Below are 20,348 nucleotides of genomic sequence, written 5' to 3'. Positions count from 1 at the left end.
TGAAGCGTTGATATAAATTCCTGTACTATCATTATTTTGAGGAGTATCTTTTATTTCACCTTTAAACATTATAACGTTATATTTACTTCTCCCTTTTTTTGTGTTACGCTAAACGTGTGAAAGACATATAAAATGAAATTTTAATGTAAGCGTATTCTTGTGGCTTCTTATAGAAAAGGGTGGAAGTACAATGACAGAACGATTCGTACTACGTAATGTGGAACGTGTGAACGGGGAAGAGATTGACATTGTAATTGAAAATAATAAAATCGCACAGGTGACGAAAGCTGGTGCTGGCGAGGGTGGAAAGGTTCTTGATTACTCAGGTACTTACGTATCGAGTGGCTGGATTGATTTACACGTTCATGCTTTTCCAGAGTTTGATCCGTATGGCGATGAGGTGGATGAAATTGGCGTTAAGCAAGGGGTAACGACAATTGTTGATGCGGGTAGCTGCGGAGCTGATCGTATTGCAGATTTAGTACAAAGTAGAGAACAGGCGAAAACGAATTTATTTGCCTTTTTAAATATTTCTCGCATCGGTTTGAAACGAATTGATGAATTATCCAATATGGAATGGATAGATAAAGAGAAAGTAATAGAAGCAGTAGAAAAGTATAAAGATGTCATCGTTGGGTTAAAGGCGAGAATGAGTAAAAGTGTTGTTTGTGACAGCGGAATTGAACCGCTTCATGTTGCACGCTCGTTATCTCGTGAAACATCATTGCCGATTATGGTACATATCGGTTCAGCGCCTCCTCGCATTGAGGAAGTTGTACCTCTTTTAGAAAAAGATGATGTCATTACACATTACTTAAACGGGAAAGAAAATAATTTATTTGATGAAGAAGGCAAACCGCTACCTGTATTACTAGATGCAGTGAAGCGCGGTGTTCATTTAGATGTTGGTCACGGTAATGCTAGTTTTTCTTTTAAAGTAGCAGAAGCGGCGAAGCGTCACGGTATTGCCTTTAATACAATTAGTACAGATATTTACCGGAAGAATCGTATACACGGCCCAGTGTATAGTATGGCTCACGTTCTTTCGAAATTCCTTTACTTAGGTTATCTGCTAGAAGAAGTAATTGATGCGGTTACGAAAAATGCGGCAGAGTGGCTGAAAAAACCAGAGCTTGGCCGTATTCAAGAAGGCGATATTGCAAATTTAACTTTATTTACGGTGAAAGATGAACCGATTACGTTAATTGATTCAGAAGGGGATCAGCGCATTGCTGAAAGAAGAATTGATACGAAAGGGGTTGTAATCAATGGGTCATTCATTGAATGCTAAGTACGGATTAAAAAGAGTAATTAATGCGAGCGGTAGAATGAGTATTTTAGGTGTATCCGCTCCTACAAATACAGTTATGGATGCGATGAAACATGGTGGACAAAATTATGTGGAAATTGCAGATTTAGTAGATAAAGCAGGAGACCATATTGCGAGAATTCTAGATTCGGAGGCAGCAGTCGTTGTGAATTCAGCATCGAGCGGAATTGCGCTTTCTATCGCTGGTATCGTTACAGAAGGAAATCGCCGTAAAAGTGAAAGACTTCATCAAGAGGTCATCGCGAAAAACGAAGTGATTATGTTAAAAGGTCATAACGTTCAATACGGTGCTCCTGTTGAAACGATGATTTATTTAGGTGGCGGTAAGCTTGTTGAAGTGGGTTACGCAAATGAAGGGAAAGCAGAGCATATTGAAGATGCGATTGGTGAAAATACAGCAGCAATTCTATATGTGAAATCCCATCATGCCGTGCAAAAAAATATGATTTCTGTTGAAGAAGCATGGGAAGTTGCGCAGCGAAATAACGTACCACTTATCGTCGATGCGGCAGCTGAAGAAGATATTCAAAAATATGTGAAGTATTCAGACCTTGCCATTTATAGCGGTTCAAAGGCAATTGAAGGACCAACTTCTGGTATTGTCGGCGGTAAACGAAAATATATCGAGTGGCTGAAAGTACAATTACATTGCATCGGAAGAAGTATGAAAGTTGGGAAAGAAACAACTTTCGGTCTACTTCAAGCACTTGATGAGTACGGAGTAAAACAAGATAAGAGTGAGCAAGAAAAAGAGTTATTACAAGTACTTATGCCGCTAAAAGAATTAAACGGTGTAAATGTAACGATCGTTCAAGATGAAGCAGGAAGAGCAATCTTTAGAGCACGCATTCACATTAACGAGAATGAGTTAAATAAATCAGCAAAAGATGTTGTAACAGCATTACGCGAAGGGGAAATTGCCATTTACACACGTGATTACGGAGTAAGACAAGGATTCTTTGATATCGATCCACGTCCACTTCAAGGTGATGACATACATGTAATCGAAGAAAAAATGAGAGAAATTGTAGGGGGAAACTAAAATGACAAACATTCAAAAACGTTTTTATAAAGGCCGCGTAGCATTAAATGTATTAGCGAACAATATCGAAAATGCGAAAGACATTTTTGAGGCCGCAGAAGGTTATGTAGTTGTTGGAGTGTTATCAAAAGATTATCCAACAGTAGAAGAAGCAGTTACAGCGATGAAAGCATACGGAAAAGAAATTGATGACGCTGTATCAATCGGATTAGGCGCAGGAGATAATCGCCAAGCAGCAGTTGTAGCTGAAATTGCGAAGCATTATCCTGGTAGTCATATTAATCAAGTGTTCCCTTCAGTTGGAGCGACACGTGCAAATCTTGGCGGAAAAGATAGCTGGATTAATAGTTTAGTATCTCCAACAGGAAAAGTAGGGTACGTAAATATTTCTACGGGTCCAATTAGTGCAGCTGGAGAGGAAAAAGCAATCGTTCCAATTAAAACAGCAATCGCACTTGTACGTGATATGGGCGGAAATTCATTGAAATACTTCCCAATGAAAGGTTTAGCTCATGAAGAAGAATATCGCGCAGTTGCGAAAGCTTGTGCGGAAGAGGGATTTGCATTAGAGCCAACAGGCGGAATTGATAAAGAAAACTTCGAAACAATTGTACGTATTGCGCTAGAAGCAAATGTAGAGCAAGTTATCCCGCACGTGTACTCTTCTATTATTGATAAAGAAACTGGCAATACGAAAGTAGAAGATGTTCGCGAATTATTAGTGGTAGTGAAGAAGCTAGTTGATCAAAATGCGTAAGAAAATTGCAGCATTCGGCGAAGTAATGATGCGCCTGCAAATACCAGGATATGAGTTGTTGTCGCAAGCTAACACATTAAACTACTCATTTTCTGGTACAGGTGTGAATGTTGCAGCAGCACTTTCTCATCTCGGTCACGAAGGCTTTCTTATTTCAACTTTACCAGAGAACTCGGTTGGGGATGCTGCGGTATCACATATTCAAAAGTTAGGCATTCGGACGCCGTTTATTTCAAGAGGCGGTAAATATGTCGGCATGTACTTTTTAGAAAATGGATTTGGCGCACGTGCAAGCCGCGTTACTTATTCAAATCGATTAGAAAGTAGTTTCAATACGGCATGTGAAGACATGTATCAATTTGAAGAAATCGCAAAGGAAATTGATATCGTTCATTTTTGCGGGATTACACTTGCGATGAATGATACGGTGCGCCATCATATGAAATCTTTAGCGAAAGCAGTGAAAGAAAACGGAGGAACTGTCGTCTTTGATTGCAACTATCGTCCATCTCTTTGGGGAGAAGACGGGTATAAGCAGGCGAAACCACATTATGAAGAAATGCTGGCTCTTGCTGATAGCGTTATGATGAACGAAAAAGATGCAATGTTCGTTCTGGGAATGAAAACCGAGGAGACGGAGCGAGAGGCGCAACTTGTTGATCTTATTCCAAAGGTTGCTGAAACATATCATATCGCTACAATTGCTGGTACACATCGCTCTATTAATAGCGATAATACACACTCGCTTCGCGGGTTTATATGTAAAGATGGTGCGTTCACTTTTGCAAAAACACTTACGTTTTCTGTATATGATAGAATAGGTGCTGGAGATGCTTATACGAGCGGGATTATTCATGGCGAGATAGAAGAGTTTGCACCAGAGAAAGCTGTTTCATTTGCGTCAGCAGCTGGAATGCTTGCACATACAATCGTCGGTGATACGCCAATGTCATCAGAGAAGGATATACTTCGGGCAATGACGGCATCAGTAGGTGATGTAGAAAGGTAGTGGGTGTAACGGTGAACGTAACGAGGAAAAAAGGACCATTATATTTACAAATAAAAAATATTATTCGTGATCGAATATTGCATGGTGTATATGCGATTCATACGAATATTCCTTCCGAACCGCAGTTAGAAGAAGAGTTCAAAGTGAGCAAAATTACAGTGCGTAATGCGATTAAAGAACTTGCTCAAGAAGGATATTTAGAAAAGAAAAGCGGTAAAGGAACGAAAGTTATCCGTAATACTTCTGCGACAAAGTTGTCAAAGGGTAAGAAATTTACAGAAGTGTTAGTGGAAGAAGGATATAAAGTACAGAAGAAATTGCTCAAAGCAGAAATCGTTCATAATGAAGAAGGAACGGTGCCATTTCGATTATTCGGTAAGGAAAGTTTTCGCATTGAACGTTTATATACGTTAAATGATGCACCGTACATTCATTATACGCACTATTTCTCAGCACACATGGCAAGTACAGATTTATCGGACTTTGACTTGCAATCGCTTTACGATTTAGTGGAAGACCGAGGTATACATTTAGAAAACTTCAGAGATGAATTCGCTGTTGGGCTTGCGCCTAGTTTCGTTGCCGAAGCGTTAGGTGAAAAAGAGGGGACAGCGCTATTAAAACGTATGCGCTATTCTTACGATGAAGTTGGAGAAGTAATTGAATATAGCGAAGGCTACTACAACACAGAAATGCAGCATTATGTAGTGAATTATGACATATAAAAAAGAGGGGATTCGCCCTCTTTTTTTATAAAGTGTTTCATTAGATTCATCCCGCACCAATTAGGTGCTTATTACCTGCAAATACGGGATAAAAGTAAGGGGAATGAGAGATGGATATATACTTATTAATCGTCACGTTACTTGCAATCGCGATTGTTATTTTAGGGGTATCATGGTGGAAATGGCATGCATTTATTAGTTTAACAGTTGCAAGTTTATTTTTAGCTATCATGTCTGGATTGAATTTGACGAAAATAGTGACTGCCTATGAAACTGGTGTCGGTAGTGTACTAGGGCATCTAGTTGGTATTTTAGCTCTCGGAACAATTTTAGGAAAAATGATGTCCGATTCAGGGGCCGGCATGCAAGTGGCAGACTTCTTTATTCGATTTTTCGGTGTAAAGAAACTACCTTGGGCTATGTTATTTGCAGGATTTGTTATAGGAATTCCAGTATTTTTTGAAGTGGGGATCGTCATTTTATTACCACTTGTTATTTCTATTCGAAAAACGACGAAGCAAAATATATTATTAATTGCGTTACCTGTTATTGCTGGATTATCTATTGTGCACGGGCTTGTACCACCACATCCAGGGGCGATGACAGCAATCGGTATTTATAACGCGAACTTAGGAAAGGTACTTTTATATTCATTACTTATCGCGTTACCAGCAGCCATTATCGCAGGACCGATATTTGCAAAGTGGGTACATAAAAGGGTTATACCTGAAAATGAACCAGAGCTTGTTCGAGTTACGACTGTATCAACAGATTTACCAAGTCGTAAAGTTTCATTTTTTATTATTTTATTACCAGTTGTATTGATGATTTTATCAGTAGTTGCACCATATATTTCATTACCAAAAAAAGATAACTGAATTTTTAGTATTTATAGGTAGCCCAGTAATTGCTTTACTTATTTCATGTTTCGCAGCGTTCTATTTACTTGGAATAAGACAAGGAATTAATAAAAAGATGATTAAAAAATTAACGGATGACAGTTTATTACCGGTCGGTTCCATTATTTTAATTATTGGTGCAGGCGGTGGATTTAAACAAATATTAATTGAAAGCGGCGTTGGAACAGCGATTGCCCAAATGGCAGAACATATATCGTTATCACCAATTGTGTTAGCTTTCATGGTAGCTGGATTAATTCGAATTGCAACAGGTTCAGCGACAGTAGCATTAACGACAGCAGCAGGGATTGTTTCACCAGTTATTCAGCACATGTCAGGTGTAAATTTAGAATTGCTCGTTATAGCAACAGGTGCAGGATCATTAATGTTTTCTCACGTAAATGATGCAGGGTTTTGGCTTGTAAAAGAGTATTTAGGATTAACGGTGAAGGAAACGTTTAAAACGTGGACGGTACTTGAGACATTGTTATCATTTATTGCATTTGGTTTTGCGCTTTTATTAAATACTTTTATTTAGAAGATACCTTAATTGGTATCTTTTTTTGATGAAGCCCATTTCCAAAAACAAGCCCGTTTTTAGGTAAGCCAAGCTTCCTATTCGCCCTGAAAACATACTATAAATGGAATCCCCTCATTTAGAGCAAGGTGAACTTGTTATGAATGATACTAAAGGAGGAATAGAGTAATGAGCGAAAAGTGTGAACACAGACATGATGATTGTAACCGCAGACACCATGGTTGCGGAGGCGGTTTTGCGCTTCTAATCGTATTGTTTATTTTATTAATTATCATCGGTGCTAGCTGCTTCGGCGGAGGCGGAGGCGGTTGTGGTTATGGTGGTTACGGCGGTTATGGCGGCGGCTATGGTGGATATTGCTGCTAATTAAAAACTATTGAAAATAGCCTTGTGCATACTGCACAAGGCTATTTTATTCATATTTTTATATGCTGTGATAATTTATTAATGTACAGAGAACGGATTAAGAAGAAGAAAATGATCTCGATAATCCCGAAAAAGGTGAGTATAATTAATAACTCTTTTAGTAATGAGAAAGAAAACATGCTTTGTAAAAACTTAACCGCAAATAATGTGTGAACACCAGCAACGATATAAGGAACGAAAAATAAAATTCCTAACTGAATCGTTGCAGAGCGAAACATTTCTGATTCAGTTAAGCCTAGTTTTGTAATCGTAATGTATTTTTGTTTTTCATTCGTTAAGTCGTTATACATACGGAAGTATAAAACGCTAGCCGCACCGATAAAGAAGATAAAGCCAAGAAATGCCCAAATAAAGAATTGAGCAACTGCATTTTCTTTATTATGGAGTAACTCATCAGTAGCTGTATAAATATTAAAAGGAACGGGAGATGCATGCTTATCGTCTTTATGTGCCTCATAATATTTTTCGGTGTCATTACTAATACTTTTTAATATATTTTTTGTTGGAATAATTGCATTTTCCCAATTATCCACGAAGTAGTTATAAACTGTAATGGTTTCAATATGAGGAATCATAGTATCGATTGCATAATCTTGCATAATAACTAAATTTGCTAATGCAAATGGTGGTGCTATTCCTTTGTTAATAAATCCCTTTATATAAAACTCCTTTTTATTGGATTCAAGCGTAATTGTATTTTGTTTTACAAATGGATTTGATACAAGGTTTAATAGCTCTGGTGAATAGCCAGAAATAATGTAAACTTCTTTTGAATCAAGGGTGATTGTAGGTCTCTTTAACTGTTTAGCAATTTCGTTATAATCACTCATTTTCATAATTGCAATCTCTTCTTTTGAAGCAGTATCTTTTAAAAGCGTAAATTTATATTTTTTATATTGAAAATGAGCATTGGAAAGTTCGGATTCAATAGTATTAACGTGCTTTCGTTCAAGGGAATGATCCCCTTCTAATTTGTATGTGAAGGGAATAGGATATCGCTCTAGTATCGACGCTTTTGTATTATTATTCGCAGCAAATAGTCCGATAATAATCGTAAATGCAAGCGCAGATAGCATAGAAACGATAAAGAGTACATTAATATTACTACGGGTACGAGCAACTAAATCTGAAATCCATAACATGTTTATTTGTTTCAAATAAAACTTTCTACGCTTCTTTAAAATATAGATAAAAAGAAGAAATGTTTGTGAAAAGAAAAAATATGTTCCGATTACTACGAGTGGCAAAATAGATAATATAATAAAGAAGACAGATCCGTTTTGCACATTTTTTTCGGTTACGTAGCCTTGTGGATAACCAGCAATATAATAACATAACCCTAAACAAGTTAAAGCAAATATCGAAATGAGTATAGACGGCCTTTTTTCGGCTGTCACTTTCTTGTTCCCTTTAATAAGATGGACTGTTTTACGCGTACGAATAAACATCGGTGTAAACGTAGAAACGATTAAAAATAAAATGATAAACGTTACGGTTGTCACGATTATCGCTTCTGTTGGCCAATATAAATAGAGACCTTTCGCACTTGTTAATTTCGAAGTGACTAATAAGAAAAAGTTAGAAAATACAAGGCCACCTTGAATGCCGATAAAGATAGACAATATCCCGATGATCATGTTTTCAGTAAATAAAAGTCTTTTTAATTGTCTCTGTGAGATACCGAGAATCGTGAGTATCCCGAATTGCTGCTTCCGTACATTTAAAAATGTTCCAATTGAATATAAGAGAAAGAAGAACGAGAACATAACGATAACAAGCTGTGCTGTACTTGCTAAGTTCATTAGAGGATCACGTTCTTGAAAGTTTTGTACATTTTGTAAGCGCGGGTGATACGCGTATACAGTAAATGAAAAGAAAACCATGATAGAAAAAGCACTACTTACAAAATAAGCGAAATATGCTTTAGAATTACGCGAGACATTTTTAAATGCAAATTGCCAAAATGTCATCCACGTCTTCCTCCTAATAATGCTAAAACATCTAATATTTCTTGATAAAACTTCTCGCGATATAGCCCGCGGTGTAGTTCGTTGTAAAGCTCGCCATCTTTAATGAAAATGACACGGTTACAGTAACTTGCTGCGAATGGATCGTGCGTAACCATTAAAATTGTTGCATCTTCTTCTTTATTTAACTTCGTAAATAACTCCATTACATCAATTGCCGCCTTTGAATCTAAGTTTCCTGTTGGTTCATCGGCAAGTAGAAGTGACGGATGATGAATAACAGCACGTGCTACTGCGGTACGCTGCGCTTGTCCGCCAGAAACTTCAAAAATACGCTTGTCTAAAATATGATCAATTCCAAGCTTTTTTGAAATGTTATCAAGCTTTTCGTCCATTTCTTTTAATGGAACATTATCTAACGTTAAAGGGAGTACGATATTTTCACCGATTGTTAGTGTATCTAGTAGGTTAAAGTTTTGGAAAACAAATCCTAACTCTTGGCGGCGGAAAATAGCTAACTTCTCTCTACGAAATGTGTGCGGTTTTTTTCCGTTAATAACGACATCACCAGAAGTAGGTGAATCAATTGTAGAGATAACGTTTAAAAATGTAGATTTACCACTACCAGATGGTCCCATGATAGCGACAAATTCACCTTTATCTACATGTAAATTTATATTTTTTAAAGCAGTATGAGGGACTTTTCCTTCATACACTTTTGATACGTTTTTTATGTGTAAAACTTCTTCCATAGTAATCACCTTTCTATTCGTTAAAACTTAATATGTTGTGATAATTTTTGCATATAGAAGGAACGAATTAAAAGGAAAAATATCACTTCAACTGTTCCAAAAATCATCAGTACGACTGTAATCTCAGCGAAGAACGAGAGATGTAAAACTTCTTGTAGCATCTTTGTCGCAAACATCGTATGGATCGATGCCATAATGTATGGAACAAAGAATAAAATAGCAAGTTGAATTGTAGCAGATCGTTTCATCTCAGCTTCTGTTAAACCGATTTTTGTAATCGTCACATACTTTTCTTGCTCATTTGTTAAATCTGTATACATCCTGAAGTAAAGAACGCTGCCAGCACCGATAAAGAAAATAACACCTAAGAAAGTACCAATTAAGAAGAACGAAGCGACATTGAGTTTAGTTGTGTATAGAGAATCGCTCGCTTCACTTGCATGGAAAGGCGGGTGCTCTGCTTGAATGTTGTTCCCGTCGGTATTAATTTTTTCTATGAATACCGAGCCGATGTTATTAGCTTTTTCCCAATCGTTAACTTTAAAGCTATATACACTCATCTGTTTTGAAGCTGATGATAATGCCTCTACATTTTCATCAGATAATACGAGTAATTGTGAGATTAAGCTATTTGGGAATGGATTATAACTTTTATATTCTTTTATGTGTAACGGTAAAGAATTTTGGTTCAGCGTAAGCGTATTTTTCGTTTTTTGATCATGAAGTGTTTCAAAAACTTGATTATCTAAATCTTTAATAAGGATATAAGATTCATTATTCTTCACGTGGAGATTTTCCCAGTTTAATGCTTTAGCAAGTATATTATAGTCACTTTGTTTAATTGCATAATAGAGCTGCGGTGTTTCTTCCGCCGAAGATACTTCATATATATCCGTTTTAAATTGTTTATAAGTAAATTGTTCTTCATTGAACTTTTGTTTTAACCAATTCAAATGTTCATCCGCTAACGTATTTTCAGTATGTGATAAATATGTAAAAGGAAAAGGATTTTCCCTTACTGCATCAAACTTTGTAAATTTCCCAAAACCGTATAAGAACGTAATCATAGTGAAAGCGAGTGTTGATAGCATCGCTACAATAAAGAGCATGTTAATATTTGTCCGAATGCGAGCTGCTAAATCAGAAATCCAAAGCATATTAATACGTTTCATATAAAATTTTCTTCTCGTTTTTAATATACGAATGAGTAAAAAACTAATTTGTGAAAAGAAAAAATATGTTCCAGCCGCAACGAGTGAAGGAATGACAAATATACTGGTGACGGCGTACAAAATTCCAATTACGTCGCCAAGCGATATGAAATATAGCGGATTTGCTGCTAGTACGTATCCAGATATTAAACATGTCGCACCAAATAGAGAGATGAGCACGGATGCTTTTCTTTCTTTTTGCTTTGTTCCTTCTTTTAAAAGACGTACAGCCTTTCTCGTCCGAATGAGCATCGGCGTAAAAGATGAAACGAGAATGAAGAGTCCAAGAAAGATGATCATAGTTAAAATAATAGCACTCGTTGGCCAATATAAATATAAACCAGGTACATGTGTAATTTTGGCGGTAACTAGTAGAAAGAACTGTGAAAAGACAAGTCCAAGTTGAATGCCGAAAAATATGGAAAGAACACCAATTAACATGTTTTCTAGAAATACAAGTCTTTTTAATTGTTTTTGAGATATACCAAGTACTGTTAAAATCCCAAATTGTTTTTTTCGTACTTTTAAGAAAGTACCGATTGAATATAGTAAAAAGAAAAAAGAAAAGAATACAATGACAACTTCTGAAATTGTCATTAATATGTTCAGAGCAGCATTCACGCCTGTCATATGCAATTTAGGATGAAATAAATAAACCGCAAACGAGAAAAAAATTGCAATGGAAAATGCACTACTTACAAAATAGGCGAAATAAGCTCTGGCGTTCCGGGTTACGTTTTTGAATGCAAACTGCCAAAATGTCATTCACCTGAACCTCCTAATAGAGTGAAGAAGAAAAGGATATAAGAGATACCCTTTTCCTGTACTAATATATTTATAAAACTTAACCATTCGTATACTCTGATAACTTTTGCATGTAAAAGGAACGAATAAATAAGAAAAAGATGACTTCAACGACTCCAAAAATAATAAGAACAGCTGAAATTTCTTTGAATAGTGATAAATCAATTACGTCTTGGAGCATTTTTGTTGCGAACATTGTATGAATGGACGCCATAACGTACGGAACGAAAAATAAAATGCTAAGTTGAATGGTTGCAGATATTTTCATCTCTACATCTGTTACACCAATTTTTGAAATTGCTACATATTTTTCTTGTTCATTCGTTAAATCAGTATACAGTCTAAAGTAAAGAACGCTACCTGCTCCAATAAAGAAAATGACACCTAAGAATGTCCCGATTAGGAAGTATGCGGCACTTCCTGATGTAATTCTATATAATGAGCCTGCTGATTCATAGGAGCGTATAAGGGGTCCTTCGTATTGGAATTCCTGTCGATCTCTTTGTATTTTTTTCATAAAATCATCAGCAATTTCATACGTCTTTTCCCAGTTTTGTACGTTATAATTGTACGCTGCTACATGCTTTGTTGTATTTGGTAAGTTGTTTACAACAGCGTCAGGTAAAATTAAAGTTTGATATGAAAAGTCAGAGGGAATGGCCCCTACTTGTTCATATCCTTTTACTTGTAATGTCGTATTTGTGCTAGAAAGTGTAATGGATTTTCTATTGTAGCTTGGCTCAAATTGGCTGAATAAGGTGAAATAAGCGCTACCTGTTAAGACATATGCTTCGTTATCGCTCATGAATAGTTGTTTCATTCGCAGGGAAGCTGCAAGTTTGTTATAGTCACTTTGTTTCATTGCATAGATGTCATTGTAAGTCGTTATACCTTCATCTTCTTTCAGTGGTGTTTCATATAAATCAGCCTTTAGTTTTTTATAAGAGAAATCTTCCTTTTGTAACTGCTTTTCAAGCCAAGTTAAATGCTCGTTAACAAAAGGATTTGCGTCATATGAAAAATAAGAAAATGGAAAAGGTGAAGTTCTCGCAACATCTAGCTTTGTAAACTTTCCGAATCCATATAGGAACGTAATCATTGTGAAAGCAATTGTAGAAAGCATCGCTACAATAAAAAGCATATTGATATTCGTTCGAATACGACTTGCTAAATCCGAAATCCAAAGCATGTTAATTCGTTTCATATAAAAATTTCTTCTTTTCTTTAAAATATAAATAAGTAAGAAACTAATTTGAGAAAAGAAAAAATATGTCCCAATTGTAACAAGTGCTGGAATCACAAAAACACTTGAAACCATATAGATAACGCCTACTTGCGTGTTTATTGAGAAGAAATATTTAGGGTTTGCAGCTAAAATATAACCACCTAATAAACAGATAGCACCAAATAGAGAAATGAATATGGATGGTTTTCTTTCCTTTTGTTTCCCACCATTAGTTTTTAAAAGGTTTACCGTCTTTTTCGTACGAATTAGCATGGGTGTAAATGAAGATACAGCGATAAAGAGACCAAGAAATACAATCGTTGTTAAAATGAAAGCATTCGTAGGTGGATATAAATATATCCCTGGTAGATGTGTAATTTTCGCTGTCACTAATAAGAAAAATTGTGAAAATACAAATCCAAACTGCATACCGAAAAAGATAGATAAAATACCAATTAACATATTTTCAGTGAAAACGAGTCGATGTAATTGTTTTTTTGATATACCTAAAATAGTTAAAATACCAAATTGCTTTTTACGAACTTTTAAAAACGATCCAATTGAATAGAGTAGAAAAAAGAACGAGAACAAGACAATAACAACTTCTGAAAAAATCATTAATCCTGAAATTTCAGAGATCATAGTGGGATTTTGTAATTTCGGATGAAACAAATAAACAGCAAACGAAAAGAAAACAGCAATTGAAAAGGAACTGCTTAAGAAATAAGCAAAATAAGCTCTGGAATTACGCGTTACATTTTTAAAGGCAAACTGCCAAAATGTCATAATATGTACCTCCCGTTAGAAGGTAAATATGTAGTTTTATTGCAAAAAATGTATGAGAGTAAGTTCTCATACATTTTGCTAGCATATGTTCCGATCATGCTTCGGTCACCTTCTCTGTATGTTCTGCTTGATTATTTGCAGCGTTGTGGAAGATGATTTTAATCGTCGTTCCTTTACCAACTTCAGAATCTAGTTTGACAGAGTGACCTAAATAATCACAAATTTTACTTACAATATAAAGTCCCATACCAGTAGATTCTCCGAATGCGCGACCGTTTTTCCCAGTGTAAAACGGTTCAAATACTCTTCGAATATCTTCTTGCGGAATACCAACACCTTCATCGCGAACTTCTAAAATAATATCTTTTCCGTTTCGATAAGCAGATAAGAAAACTTTCTTCCCGCGCTCACCAGAGTAACGAACTGCATTTGTCATTAACTGATAAATGATGAACTTTAGCCATTTCGCATCAGAAGCAACTTTTAAATCGGAATGAACTTCTAAAACAGGGAAGACCCCATTTCGAATGAATAGTTCTTTTAATCCGTTAATATTTTTTGTTACCGCATCTTTTAATGAAATCGTCTCAACGTGGAAATCTTCATGGAAGTTATTTAACCTTGCCATATATAAAGCCATATCGAGTCCTTGATTTAATCGTTCTAATTCTTTTTTGAATTTCGGAATCAAATGTTCATCTTCCATTTCGAGTACCATAAGTTGCATAACAGACACAGGTGTCTTCATTTGATGCACCCAGTGGTTAATGAATAATTGATGTTCTTGTTGTTTTACTTCATACGACTGTAGTTCCTTTTGGAAGAGACGGTACTGTGTGCGCACGAGTTCATTTACACCGTGAGGCATCGGAGCAGTTGCTCTTTCAATAAACGCATCTTCCATTTTCTCTGGTTGCTCACTTAATCTATGGTACATTCTACGATTGCGGACGTAACGATAAGCGAGGAAACAAATGAATAAATATAAACTTAAAACGACGAAGTAAAATTTATTATTTTGAAATCCATCTACTGCATCATACAGAACGAAAATGATGCCGAAGTTTAATACATATAGTAGAAAAAATGCAAAATGATCACGTAAAAATAGCTTCATGCTTATTCACTCCAAGTTGCGTTAAAACGATACCCAAGTCCACGTACTGTTTCAATAGCATTTTCAATACCAAGCTCATTGAACTTTTTACGAAGACGCGTAATGTTTACGTTTAATGTATTTTCCTCAACGAAGCTTTCGTCATCCCATAGGGCAGCTAATAAATCTTCACGGCTCGCTGTACGAGGGAATTTAGATAATAACATTTCTGCTAAAATTGCCTCTTTCTTCGTTAAAAGAACTTGCTCAGCACCGAAATGGATTTCTGGGCGTTCTGGGAATAGTTTTAAACCTTCTACTTCAACGATACGTTCAGAAATATTTGGCGCATAATCACCGTAAATACGGCGTAATTGACCTTTAATTTTCGCCATTACAACGTCATAGTGGAACGGTTTTGTAATATAATCATCCGCACCGCTTTCAATCGCCATAATTTGTTCCATCTCGCCAGCACGCGCTGAAATGAAAATAATTGGACAAGTAGATTCATGACGAATTTGACGGCACCAGTAGAATCCATCGAATTTCGGTAAGTTTACATCAAGTAAAACAAGATGTGGTTTCACTGCATTAAACGATTCCATAATATCATCGAAATTCTCTGCAACAACAGCTTCATAGCCATATTTTTGAATGTGAGATTGTAGTAATGATGAAATATTTGGATCGTCTTCAACGATTAAAATTTTATACATATGTATACTCCTCCTAAAAAAACAATTGTAGCTATAGTGTATCATGTGTTTCAAGTCTTTTCATTATGTTGAAATGTAGGCTAATAAACAGTATAGGTCAAAAGTGTGAAAAGTAAAAAGGGCTTATGTATAATTGACAATTAATTGGAAGTGATTTAATATTTAGATAAATATCTAAATGTCTAATTAGTGAAAGGAAGAAAGACATTGAATCAAGCATTCAAAGCATTAGCAGATCCAACAAGGCGAAAAATTTTGGACTTATTGAAAGAAGATGATTTAACTGCTGGTGAGATTGCTGAACATTTCAATATGACGAAGCCAAGTATTTCACACCACTTAAACGCACTTAAAAATGCTGAACTTATTCAAGATGAAAAAAAAGGGCAATTCGTTATGTACTCTTTAAATACAACTGTATTTCAAGATTTATTGACTTGGGTGTTTACATTTACGAATAAGGGGGAAGAGGGGAAATGAGGAAGCATATATTTCCGTTATTATTAATTGCTTTAACGATTATTGCATGGTGTGCCGCGTGGCCGCATTTACCGGAGGAGGTTCCGAGTCATTGGAATCTTGCTGGTGAGGTAGATGGACATATGTCAAAAATGGGCATGATGATTTTGGATGTTGCAGTTATGGTTTTTATATATGTGTTATTGACTTTATTGCCTAAGATAGATCCGAAGCATGGGAATTATAAGAAATTTTCTAAAGGATATAATGTAATGAATTATAGCGTATTAGTCCTATTATTTTTAGTAAGTATCATTGGAATTGGTGCTGGATTAGGTTATGACATTCCCATGAATAGTACACCGCATATTCTTGTTGGTCTTTTATTTATAGTCATCGGCAACTATTTACCACAATGTAAACCAAACTACTTTGTAGGTATAAAAACACCGTGGACATTAAGTAACGAGGAAGTGTGGAGGAAGACACACCGTTTTAGTGGAAAGGTGTTTGTTGTATTAGGAATTATTATGATGTTAAGTATTTTTGCCCCAGTAGTATGGAAAGCTTTCTTAATAATTGGGATTATTATCGGTGCAGTAGGACTAACGATGGGATATTCTTATGTTGCTTATAAAAAAGAACTAAAAATGTAAATAAAAGCTGCTTTTCCTTCTAAGGAAGAGCAGCTTTATTTCTTATTTCTTCAAAATCGGTATCCAAATTTCACTTTTAAAGTTTGGAGAAGATACATCTTTCTGTTCATTCCACAATATTTCCGGTCCTACCGCTAATTCATAGTTGGAAGAAGGAAACCATTCGGAATAAATGCGTCCCCATACATTTTGTAATGTTTCAGGAAATGGACCGACAGCTTCAAAGATAGCCCACGTTGAGGCTGTGACTTCAAGTTGCGCGAATTGCGCTGGACAATCTTTCGTTGTGGCTACTCCAATGTAGTGATCAAGTTCTCCCTTTTCCTCCATCCTTCCTTCAGAAAAGTTAGTAGAAGCACTAATAATTCCATTCGGTTCCATGTTTGAAAGGGACTTTAACGTTTGAATGGACTCTGGTTTTAAACTCTTCCACATAGAAGCAATTTCTTCATTTACACCATTAAACACAATCGGTACTCGTTTCGTAATACCAATAATTCGAAATGGTTCTTTTTCTTTAATTCGATAATTCATTTCATTTCCTCCTTGAATCGATAACTGGAAGGTCATTGGTGAATAAGCTTTCAAAGAACGAATTGTACTTCGAGCTTCTGAAGGCGTTATACCGTGCAAGTTTTGAAAGGCACGTGTAAAGGAATCGGGTGAGTTGTATCCATATTTGATAGCGACATCAATGACTTTTGCATTGCTATCTTTTAGTTCAAAAGCAGCAAGAGTAAGACGTCTACAGCGAATATATTCTGACAGTGGTATGCCAGCTAGGAAAGAAAACATTCTTTTAAAATGATATTCGGAGCAGAAAGCTATTTTTGCGACTTCTTTAAAATCAATTTCGTTTGTAAGGTTGTTTTCAATATACTGCATTGCCGCATTCATGTTTTTAAGTGAATCCATATCATGACCTCCTTGTTAAATAGAATAGCAGGAACAAACGAAGTCCATCCGACATTTCATGCACAACTTTGTAGGGTACATTTTTAACCTTACAAAATTGTAATGTTCCTGTAAGGAGAATGAATGGATGGTATGATATCCCAATGCTATAGTAACAAAGTACTTTTGTTCAGTAGGTTAAATTTTTATATCTTTACTTATGCGTCTTACATAACTGTCATGTTTGTGTAAGAAACATCGATAGTGGCAAGAGTAGAGAGTGTATATAGTTGAAAATAGAGAATAGAAGAAATGAGGGATGTCGAGATGAAAACAGTGTTAGAAGCAAAAAATATTGAAAAAGTGTATGACACGGGTGGTAATAAATTTGCAGCGTTAAAAGGTATTAACTTACAAGTAAAAGAAGGTGAGTTCGTTGGAATTATGGGACCTTCTGGTTCGGGTAAGACGACTTTACTAAACGTTCTTTCTACAATTGATAATGCGACGAACGGTGAAATTTTAATTGATGGAAAAGATATCGTGAAGATGAACGATGATAAGTTAGCGTTATTCCGCCGCGATCATTTAGGGTTCATTTTCCAAGATTATAATTTATTAGATACGTTAACGGTAAAAGAGAACATTGCGTTACCTCTTGCGTTATCAAAGGTGAAAGCGAGTGAGATTGATCGCCGCGTTCTTGAAATTTCAAAGAAATTCGGTATTGATCACATTTTAAGTCAGTTCCCATATCAAGTGTCAGGCGGACAGAAGCAGCGCTGCGCAGCATCGCGTGCGATCGTTACGAATCCTAGTATGATTTTCGGGGACGAGCCGACAGGAGCGCTTGATTCTAAATCAGCGACAGATTTACTTGAAAGTATGAAGTCGTTAAATGAATATGATAACTCTACAATTTTAATGGTAACACATGATGCGTTTGCGGCGAGTTACTGTAAACGAGTTATTTTCATTAAAGATGGTGAGTTATATAAAGAATTGCACCGCGGGGAATTAACGCGTAAACAGTTCTTCCAACAAGTCGTTGACGTAATGTCTTCCATTTCCGGAGGTATGGCTGATGACCTTATCTAGCATTGCCCTCCGCAACATACAGCGGAATTTTAAAGACTACTTTGTATATTTTGCATCTATGATCTTTAGCATCGTCATTTATTTTACATTTAAGGCGTTGCAGTATAATTCACAAATGGAAAAAGCTGCGGAAGCTTCTAAAAAAATTAGCGGAGCGTTCCAAGTTTCAAGTGTTATGCTAATTATTTTCGTAGCGGTGTTCATTATATATTCGAACGGTTTCTTTACAAGGAAGCGTAAAAAAGAAGTTGGGCTATATTCCTTATTAGGCATTCGTAAAAGACAAATTGGTAAAATGCTGTTTTATGAAAATATGTTAATGGGATTAATGTCTTTAATTATCGGAATTGCGATCGGTAGCGTTCTTTCAAAACTATTCCTTGAACTACTAATAAGTATGATGGGAATAAACTTAAACGTTCATTTTGAAATACCGATGGCCGCAGTTATTGATACAGCACTTATTTTCTTTGTGATTATTTTGTATACATCACTTCAAGGATATCGTTTAATTTATCGCTTTAAGCTAATTGAACTTTTCCGAGCGGAACGCGAAGGAGAAGCAATGCCAAAAGGATCCGTAGTGATGGCGTTAATTTCAGTTTTCTTAATCGGTTCAGGTTATTTCTTAGCGTTAATGTACATGAAAGCAGTTATGTATGCAGACTTTATGGTCGTTGCATTATACATTTTACTAGCGACAGTAGCAGGAACTTATTTATTGTTTATGTTCTTCACAGTATTTGTATTGAAGCGAGCAAGAAATAATAAGTCAGCATTTTATAACGGTATGAATATGGTAACGACATCGCAACTACTATATCGCATTAAAGGAAACTCGAAATCACTAGCAACAATTGCTATTTTAAGTGCAGTGACATTAACAGCGGTTGGTACGTCAGTTACGATGTATTACAACACATTTACGCAATCAAAAGTTGCAGCACCGTATAGTTATTCTTATGAGAAAAAAGATGAAGCACTAGATAAAAAGGTAAAAGAAATACTTGCTGGAGAGAAGAGCAATCATCCAGTGACATATGAGTCAGAAGTTGAAATGATTCCTGTGAAGGGAACATTTAAAGGTGAAAGAGCAGATCAAGTGCTGAACACACACTATAATGTTACGAAGCAGTACCAGCTTATTTCTCAATCAAGCTTTAATACAATTGCGAAACGTTTAGATGTAGAACCTGTAAATTTAAGTGCGAATGAAGCTTTTGTATATGATAGCCTCTATATTGAAAAACTCGATTTTGGTCCTCTTTATACAGGAAATAAAGCTGTATTTCCTGTTGGGAATGAATCGAAAGAGCTAAACATTAAAGGTGTAAATAGTAGAAGTCTTACAAACTTAAATGAACTATTTGTAATCGTTCCAGATCAAACATATGAGCAGGCGAAACAAGTACATGAAACACGCGCTGTAAAAAATATTGATGTAAAAGGTGAGCGAAATAGTAAAGAGTTAACAGCGAAATTAGCAAGTATTATGCCAGCAGGTGAATCGGAAGTTTTAAAACCATTTAACGATTTCTATACAGGATTCCAAATGGGAATTGAAACGACAGGTTTAATGATGTTCATTGGGCTATTCTTAGGATTAGTTTTCCTATTAGCGACAGGCTCAATCATTTACTTTAAGCAACTTACAGAAGCAAGTGCTGACCGTGATCGTTACGTTGTTCTTCATAAAATTGGTGTAACGAAGCAAGAGATGAAGAGAGCTATTGCGAAACAAGTGAGCTTTATCTTTGCTATTCCGTTAATTATCGGTATTTTACACAGTTTGTTCGCACTAAAAGGTTTATCAAATATATTACCATTTGAAATTATGATCCCGCTCCTAATTAGTATTGGAGTATATGGCGTCATTTATATCGGATATTACTTCCTAACAGTTCGTTCTTATTATAAGATTGTGAGTGCGAAATAATAAGTGAAGCTGCGAGAAA

17 protein-coding genes and 1 pseudogene are annotated in these 20,348 nt (G+C 35.9%); 11 read left to right on the top strand and 7 right to left on the bottom strand.

All coding sequences use genetic code 11. From position 1 onward, the window contains the following. Positions 1-190: 190 nt before the first annotated feature. The 7 genes and pseudogenes from ACU8YW_RS24170 to ACU8YW_RS24140 all read left to right on the top strand — a co-directional run bounded on the left by ACU8YW_RS24170 (position 191) and on the right by ACU8YW_RS24140 (position 6,666). Positions 191-1,291, top strand: coding sequence for an EF_0837/AHA_3915 family putative deacetylase (locus tag ACU8YW_RS24170; protein WP_426934136.1), 1,101 nt, complete (start codon positions 191-193; stop codon positions 1,289-1,291). Then, the gene (locus tag ACU8YW_RS24165; protein ID WP_088609430.1) at positions 1,269-2,372 is read left to right on the top strand and encodes a DgaE family pyridoxal phosphate-dependent ammonia lyase; all 1,104 of its coding nucleotides are present in this window, start codon (positions 1,269-1,271) and stop codon (positions 2,370-2,372) included. The genes ACU8YW_RS24170 and ACU8YW_RS24165 overlap by 23 nt, the downstream gene beginning before the upstream one ends. A gap of 1 nt (position 2,373) precedes the next feature. Further along, positions 2,374-3,129 carry a 2-dehydro-3-deoxy-phosphogluconate aldolase gene (gene dagF / locus ACU8YW_RS24160; RefSeq protein ID WP_446894016.1) on the top strand — a complete coding sequence of 252 codons (756 nt, stop codon included), beginning with the start codon at positions 2,374-2,376 and terminating at the stop codon, positions 3,127-3,129. Beyond that, positions 3,122-4,138: a sugar kinase gene (locus ACU8YW_RS24155; RefSeq protein WP_426934135.1), complete on the top strand. Its 1,017-nt coding sequence runs from the start codon at positions 3,122-3,124 to the stop codon at positions 4,136-4,138. Before dagF ends, ACU8YW_RS24155 begins: the two co-directional genes overlap by 8 nt. Further along, on the top strand, positions 4,138-4,863 hold the full coding sequence (locus ACU8YW_RS24150) for a GntR family transcriptional regulator (RefSeq protein WP_426934134.1): 726 nt from the start codon (positions 4,138-4,140) through the stop codon (positions 4,861-4,863). Before ACU8YW_RS24155 ends, ACU8YW_RS24150 begins: the two co-directional genes overlap by 1 nt. A gap of 110 nt (positions 4,864-4,973) precedes the next feature. Then, positions 4,974-6,300, top strand: a pseudogene (gene gntP / locus ACU8YW_RS24145) (gluconate permease GntP). 168 nt (positions 6,301-6,468) lie between these two features. After that, positions 6,469-6,666: a YjcZ family sporulation protein gene (locus ACU8YW_RS24140; protein WP_001290402.1), complete on the top strand. Its 198-nt coding sequence runs from the start codon at positions 6,469-6,471 to the stop codon at positions 6,664-6,666. A 50-nt stretch (positions 6,667-6,716) separates the two neighbouring features. Here ACU8YW_RS24140 and ACU8YW_RS24135 read toward each other — a convergent pair whose 3' ends face one another. The 6 genes from ACU8YW_RS24135 to ACU8YW_RS24110 form a co-directional block, all read right to left on the bottom strand. Beyond that, a complete protein-coding gene (locus ACU8YW_RS24135; RefSeq protein ID WP_426934132.1) occupies positions 6,717-8,696 on the bottom strand; it encodes an FtsX-like permease family protein in 1,980 nt (659 codons plus the stop codon). Continuing rightward, complete coding sequence (locus tag ACU8YW_RS24130; protein WP_000393250.1) at positions 8,693-9,445, bottom strand: ABC transporter ATP-binding protein; 753 nt, start codon at positions 9,443-9,445, stop codon at positions 8,693-8,695. Before ACU8YW_RS24130 ends, ACU8YW_RS24135 begins: the two co-directional genes overlap by 4 nt. Before the next feature lie 20 nt (positions 9,446-9,465). Beyond that, positions 9,466-11,421, bottom strand: a complete 1,956-nt coding sequence (locus ACU8YW_RS24125) for an FtsX-like permease family protein (protein ID WP_340435791.1) — start codon at positions 11,419-11,421, stop codon at positions 9,466-9,468. 79 nt (positions 11,422-11,500) lie between these two features. Then, positions 11,501-13,471: an FtsX-like permease family protein gene (locus ACU8YW_RS24120; RefSeq protein ID WP_088609432.1), complete on the bottom strand. Its 1,971-nt coding sequence runs from the start codon at positions 13,469-13,471 to the stop codon at positions 11,501-11,503. Between the two features lie 94 nt (positions 13,472-13,565). Then, positions 13,566-14,588 carry a sensor histidine kinase gene (locus ACU8YW_RS24115; protein WP_000765337.1) on the bottom strand — a complete coding sequence of 341 codons (1,023 nt, stop codon included), beginning with the start codon at positions 14,586-14,588 and terminating at the stop codon, positions 13,566-13,568. A 2-nt stretch (positions 14,589-14,590) separates the two neighbouring features. Then, a complete protein-coding gene (locus ACU8YW_RS24110; RefSeq protein WP_000276736.1) occupies positions 14,591-15,286 on the bottom strand; it encodes a response regulator transcription factor in 696 nt (231 codons plus the stop codon). Between the two features lie 207 nt (positions 15,287-15,493). Between ACU8YW_RS24110 and ACU8YW_RS24105 the strand changes: the two genes are divergently transcribed. Together ACU8YW_RS24105 and ACU8YW_RS24100 are read left to right on the top strand one after the other, a co-directional pair. Then, positions 15,494-15,766 carry an autorepressor SdpR family transcription factor gene (locus ACU8YW_RS24105; RefSeq protein ID WP_088064669.1) on the top strand — a complete coding sequence of 91 codons (273 nt, stop codon included), beginning with the start codon at positions 15,494-15,496 and terminating at the stop codon, positions 15,764-15,766. Next, a complete protein-coding gene (locus tag ACU8YW_RS24100; RefSeq protein WP_088064668.1) occupies positions 15,763-16,401 on the top strand; it encodes an SdpI family protein in 639 nt (212 codons plus the stop codon). The genes ACU8YW_RS24105 and ACU8YW_RS24100 overlap by 4 nt, the downstream gene beginning before the upstream one ends. Before the next feature lie 42 nt (positions 16,402-16,443). Here ACU8YW_RS24100 and ACU8YW_RS24095 read toward each other — a convergent pair whose 3' ends face one another. Then, the gene (locus ACU8YW_RS24095; RefSeq protein ID WP_426934131.1) at positions 16,444-17,316 is read right to left on the bottom strand and encodes an AraC family transcriptional regulator; all 873 of its coding nucleotides are present in this window, start codon (positions 17,314-17,316) and stop codon (positions 16,444-16,446) included. Positions 17,317-17,622: 306 nt separating this feature from the next. Between ACU8YW_RS24095 and ACU8YW_RS24090 the strand changes: the two genes are divergently transcribed. Continuing rightward, positions 17,623-18,393 (top strand): ABC transporter ATP-binding protein, encoded by a 771-nt coding sequence (locus tag ACU8YW_RS24090; protein ID WP_000859654.1) that lies wholly within the window; start codon positions 17,623-17,625, stop codon positions 18,391-18,393. After that, the gene (locus ACU8YW_RS24085) at positions 18,380-20,329 is read left to right on the top strand and encodes an ABC transporter permease (protein WP_087984916.1); all 1,950 of its coding nucleotides are present in this window, start codon (positions 18,380-18,382) and stop codon (positions 20,327-20,329) included. The genes ACU8YW_RS24090 and ACU8YW_RS24085 overlap by 14 nt, the downstream gene beginning before the upstream one ends. The last annotated feature ends 19 nt before the right edge of the window (positions 20,330-20,348 follow it).

It is taken from the genome of Bacillus pretiosus, assembly GCF_052947655.1.
This window is presented reverse-complemented; position numbering and strand designations above follow the sequence as displayed.

What these genes read in the sequence shown, in the direction of transcription:
- ACU8YW_RS24120 (WP_088609432.1), bottom strand. Translation starts at nt 13,471, where the DNA reads ATGACATTTTGGCAGTTTGCCTTTAAAAATGTAACGCGTAATTCCAGA.
- ACU8YW_RS24110 (WP_000276736.1), bottom strand. Translation starts at nt 15,286, where the DNA reads ATGTATAAAATTTTAATCGTTGAAGACGATCCAAATATTTCATCATTA.
- ACU8YW_RS24165 (WP_088609430.1), top strand. Translation starts at nt 1,269, where the DNA reads ATGGGTCATTCATTGAATGCTAAGTACGGATTAAAAAGAGTAATTAAT.
- ACU8YW_RS24130 (WP_000393250.1), bottom strand. Translation starts at nt 9,445, where the DNA reads ATGGAAGAAGTTTTACACATAAAAAACGTATCAAAAGTGTATGAAGGA.
- ACU8YW_RS24155 (WP_426934135.1), top strand. Translation starts at nt 3,122, where the DNA reads ATGCGTAAGAAAATTGCAGCATTCGGCGAAGTAATGATGCGCCTGCAA.
- ACU8YW_RS24135 (WP_426934132.1), bottom strand. Translation starts at nt 8,696, where the DNA reads ATGACATTTTGGCAATTTGCATTTAAAAATGTCTCGCGTAATTCTAAA.
- ACU8YW_RS24090 (WP_000859654.1), top strand. Translation starts at nt 17,623, where the DNA reads ATGAAAACAGTGTTAGAAGCAAAAAATATTGAAAAAGTGTATGACACG.
- ACU8YW_RS24085 (WP_087984916.1), top strand. Translation starts at nt 18,380, where the DNA reads ATGACCTTATCTAGCATTGCCCTCCGCAACATACAGCGGAATTTTAAA.
- ACU8YW_RS24095 (WP_426934131.1), bottom strand. Translation starts at nt 17,316, where the DNA reads ATGGATTCACTTAAAAACATGAATGCGGCAATGCAGTATATTGAAAAC.
- ACU8YW_RS24115 (WP_000765337.1), bottom strand. Translation starts at nt 14,588, where the DNA reads ATGAAGCTATTTTTACGTGATCATTTTGCATTTTTTCTACTATATGTA.
- ACU8YW_RS24140 (WP_001290402.1), top strand. Translation starts at nt 6,469, where the DNA reads ATGAGCGAAAAGTGTGAACACAGACATGATGATTGTAACCGCAGACAC.
- ACU8YW_RS24125 (WP_340435791.1), bottom strand. Translation starts at nt 11,421, where the DNA reads ATGACATTTTGGCAGTTTGCATTCAAAAACGTAACCCGGAACGCCAGA.
- ACU8YW_RS24170 (WP_426934136.1), top strand. Translation starts at nt 191, where the DNA reads ATGACAGAACGATTCGTACTACGTAATGTGGAACGTGTGAACGGGGAA.
- dagF (WP_446894016.1), top strand. Translation starts at nt 2,374, where the DNA reads ATGACAAACATTCAAAAACGTTTTTATAAAGGCCGCGTAGCATTAAAT.
- ACU8YW_RS24100 (WP_088064668.1), top strand. Translation starts at nt 15,763, where the DNA reads ATGAGGAAGCATATATTTCCGTTATTATTAATTGCTTTAACGATTATT.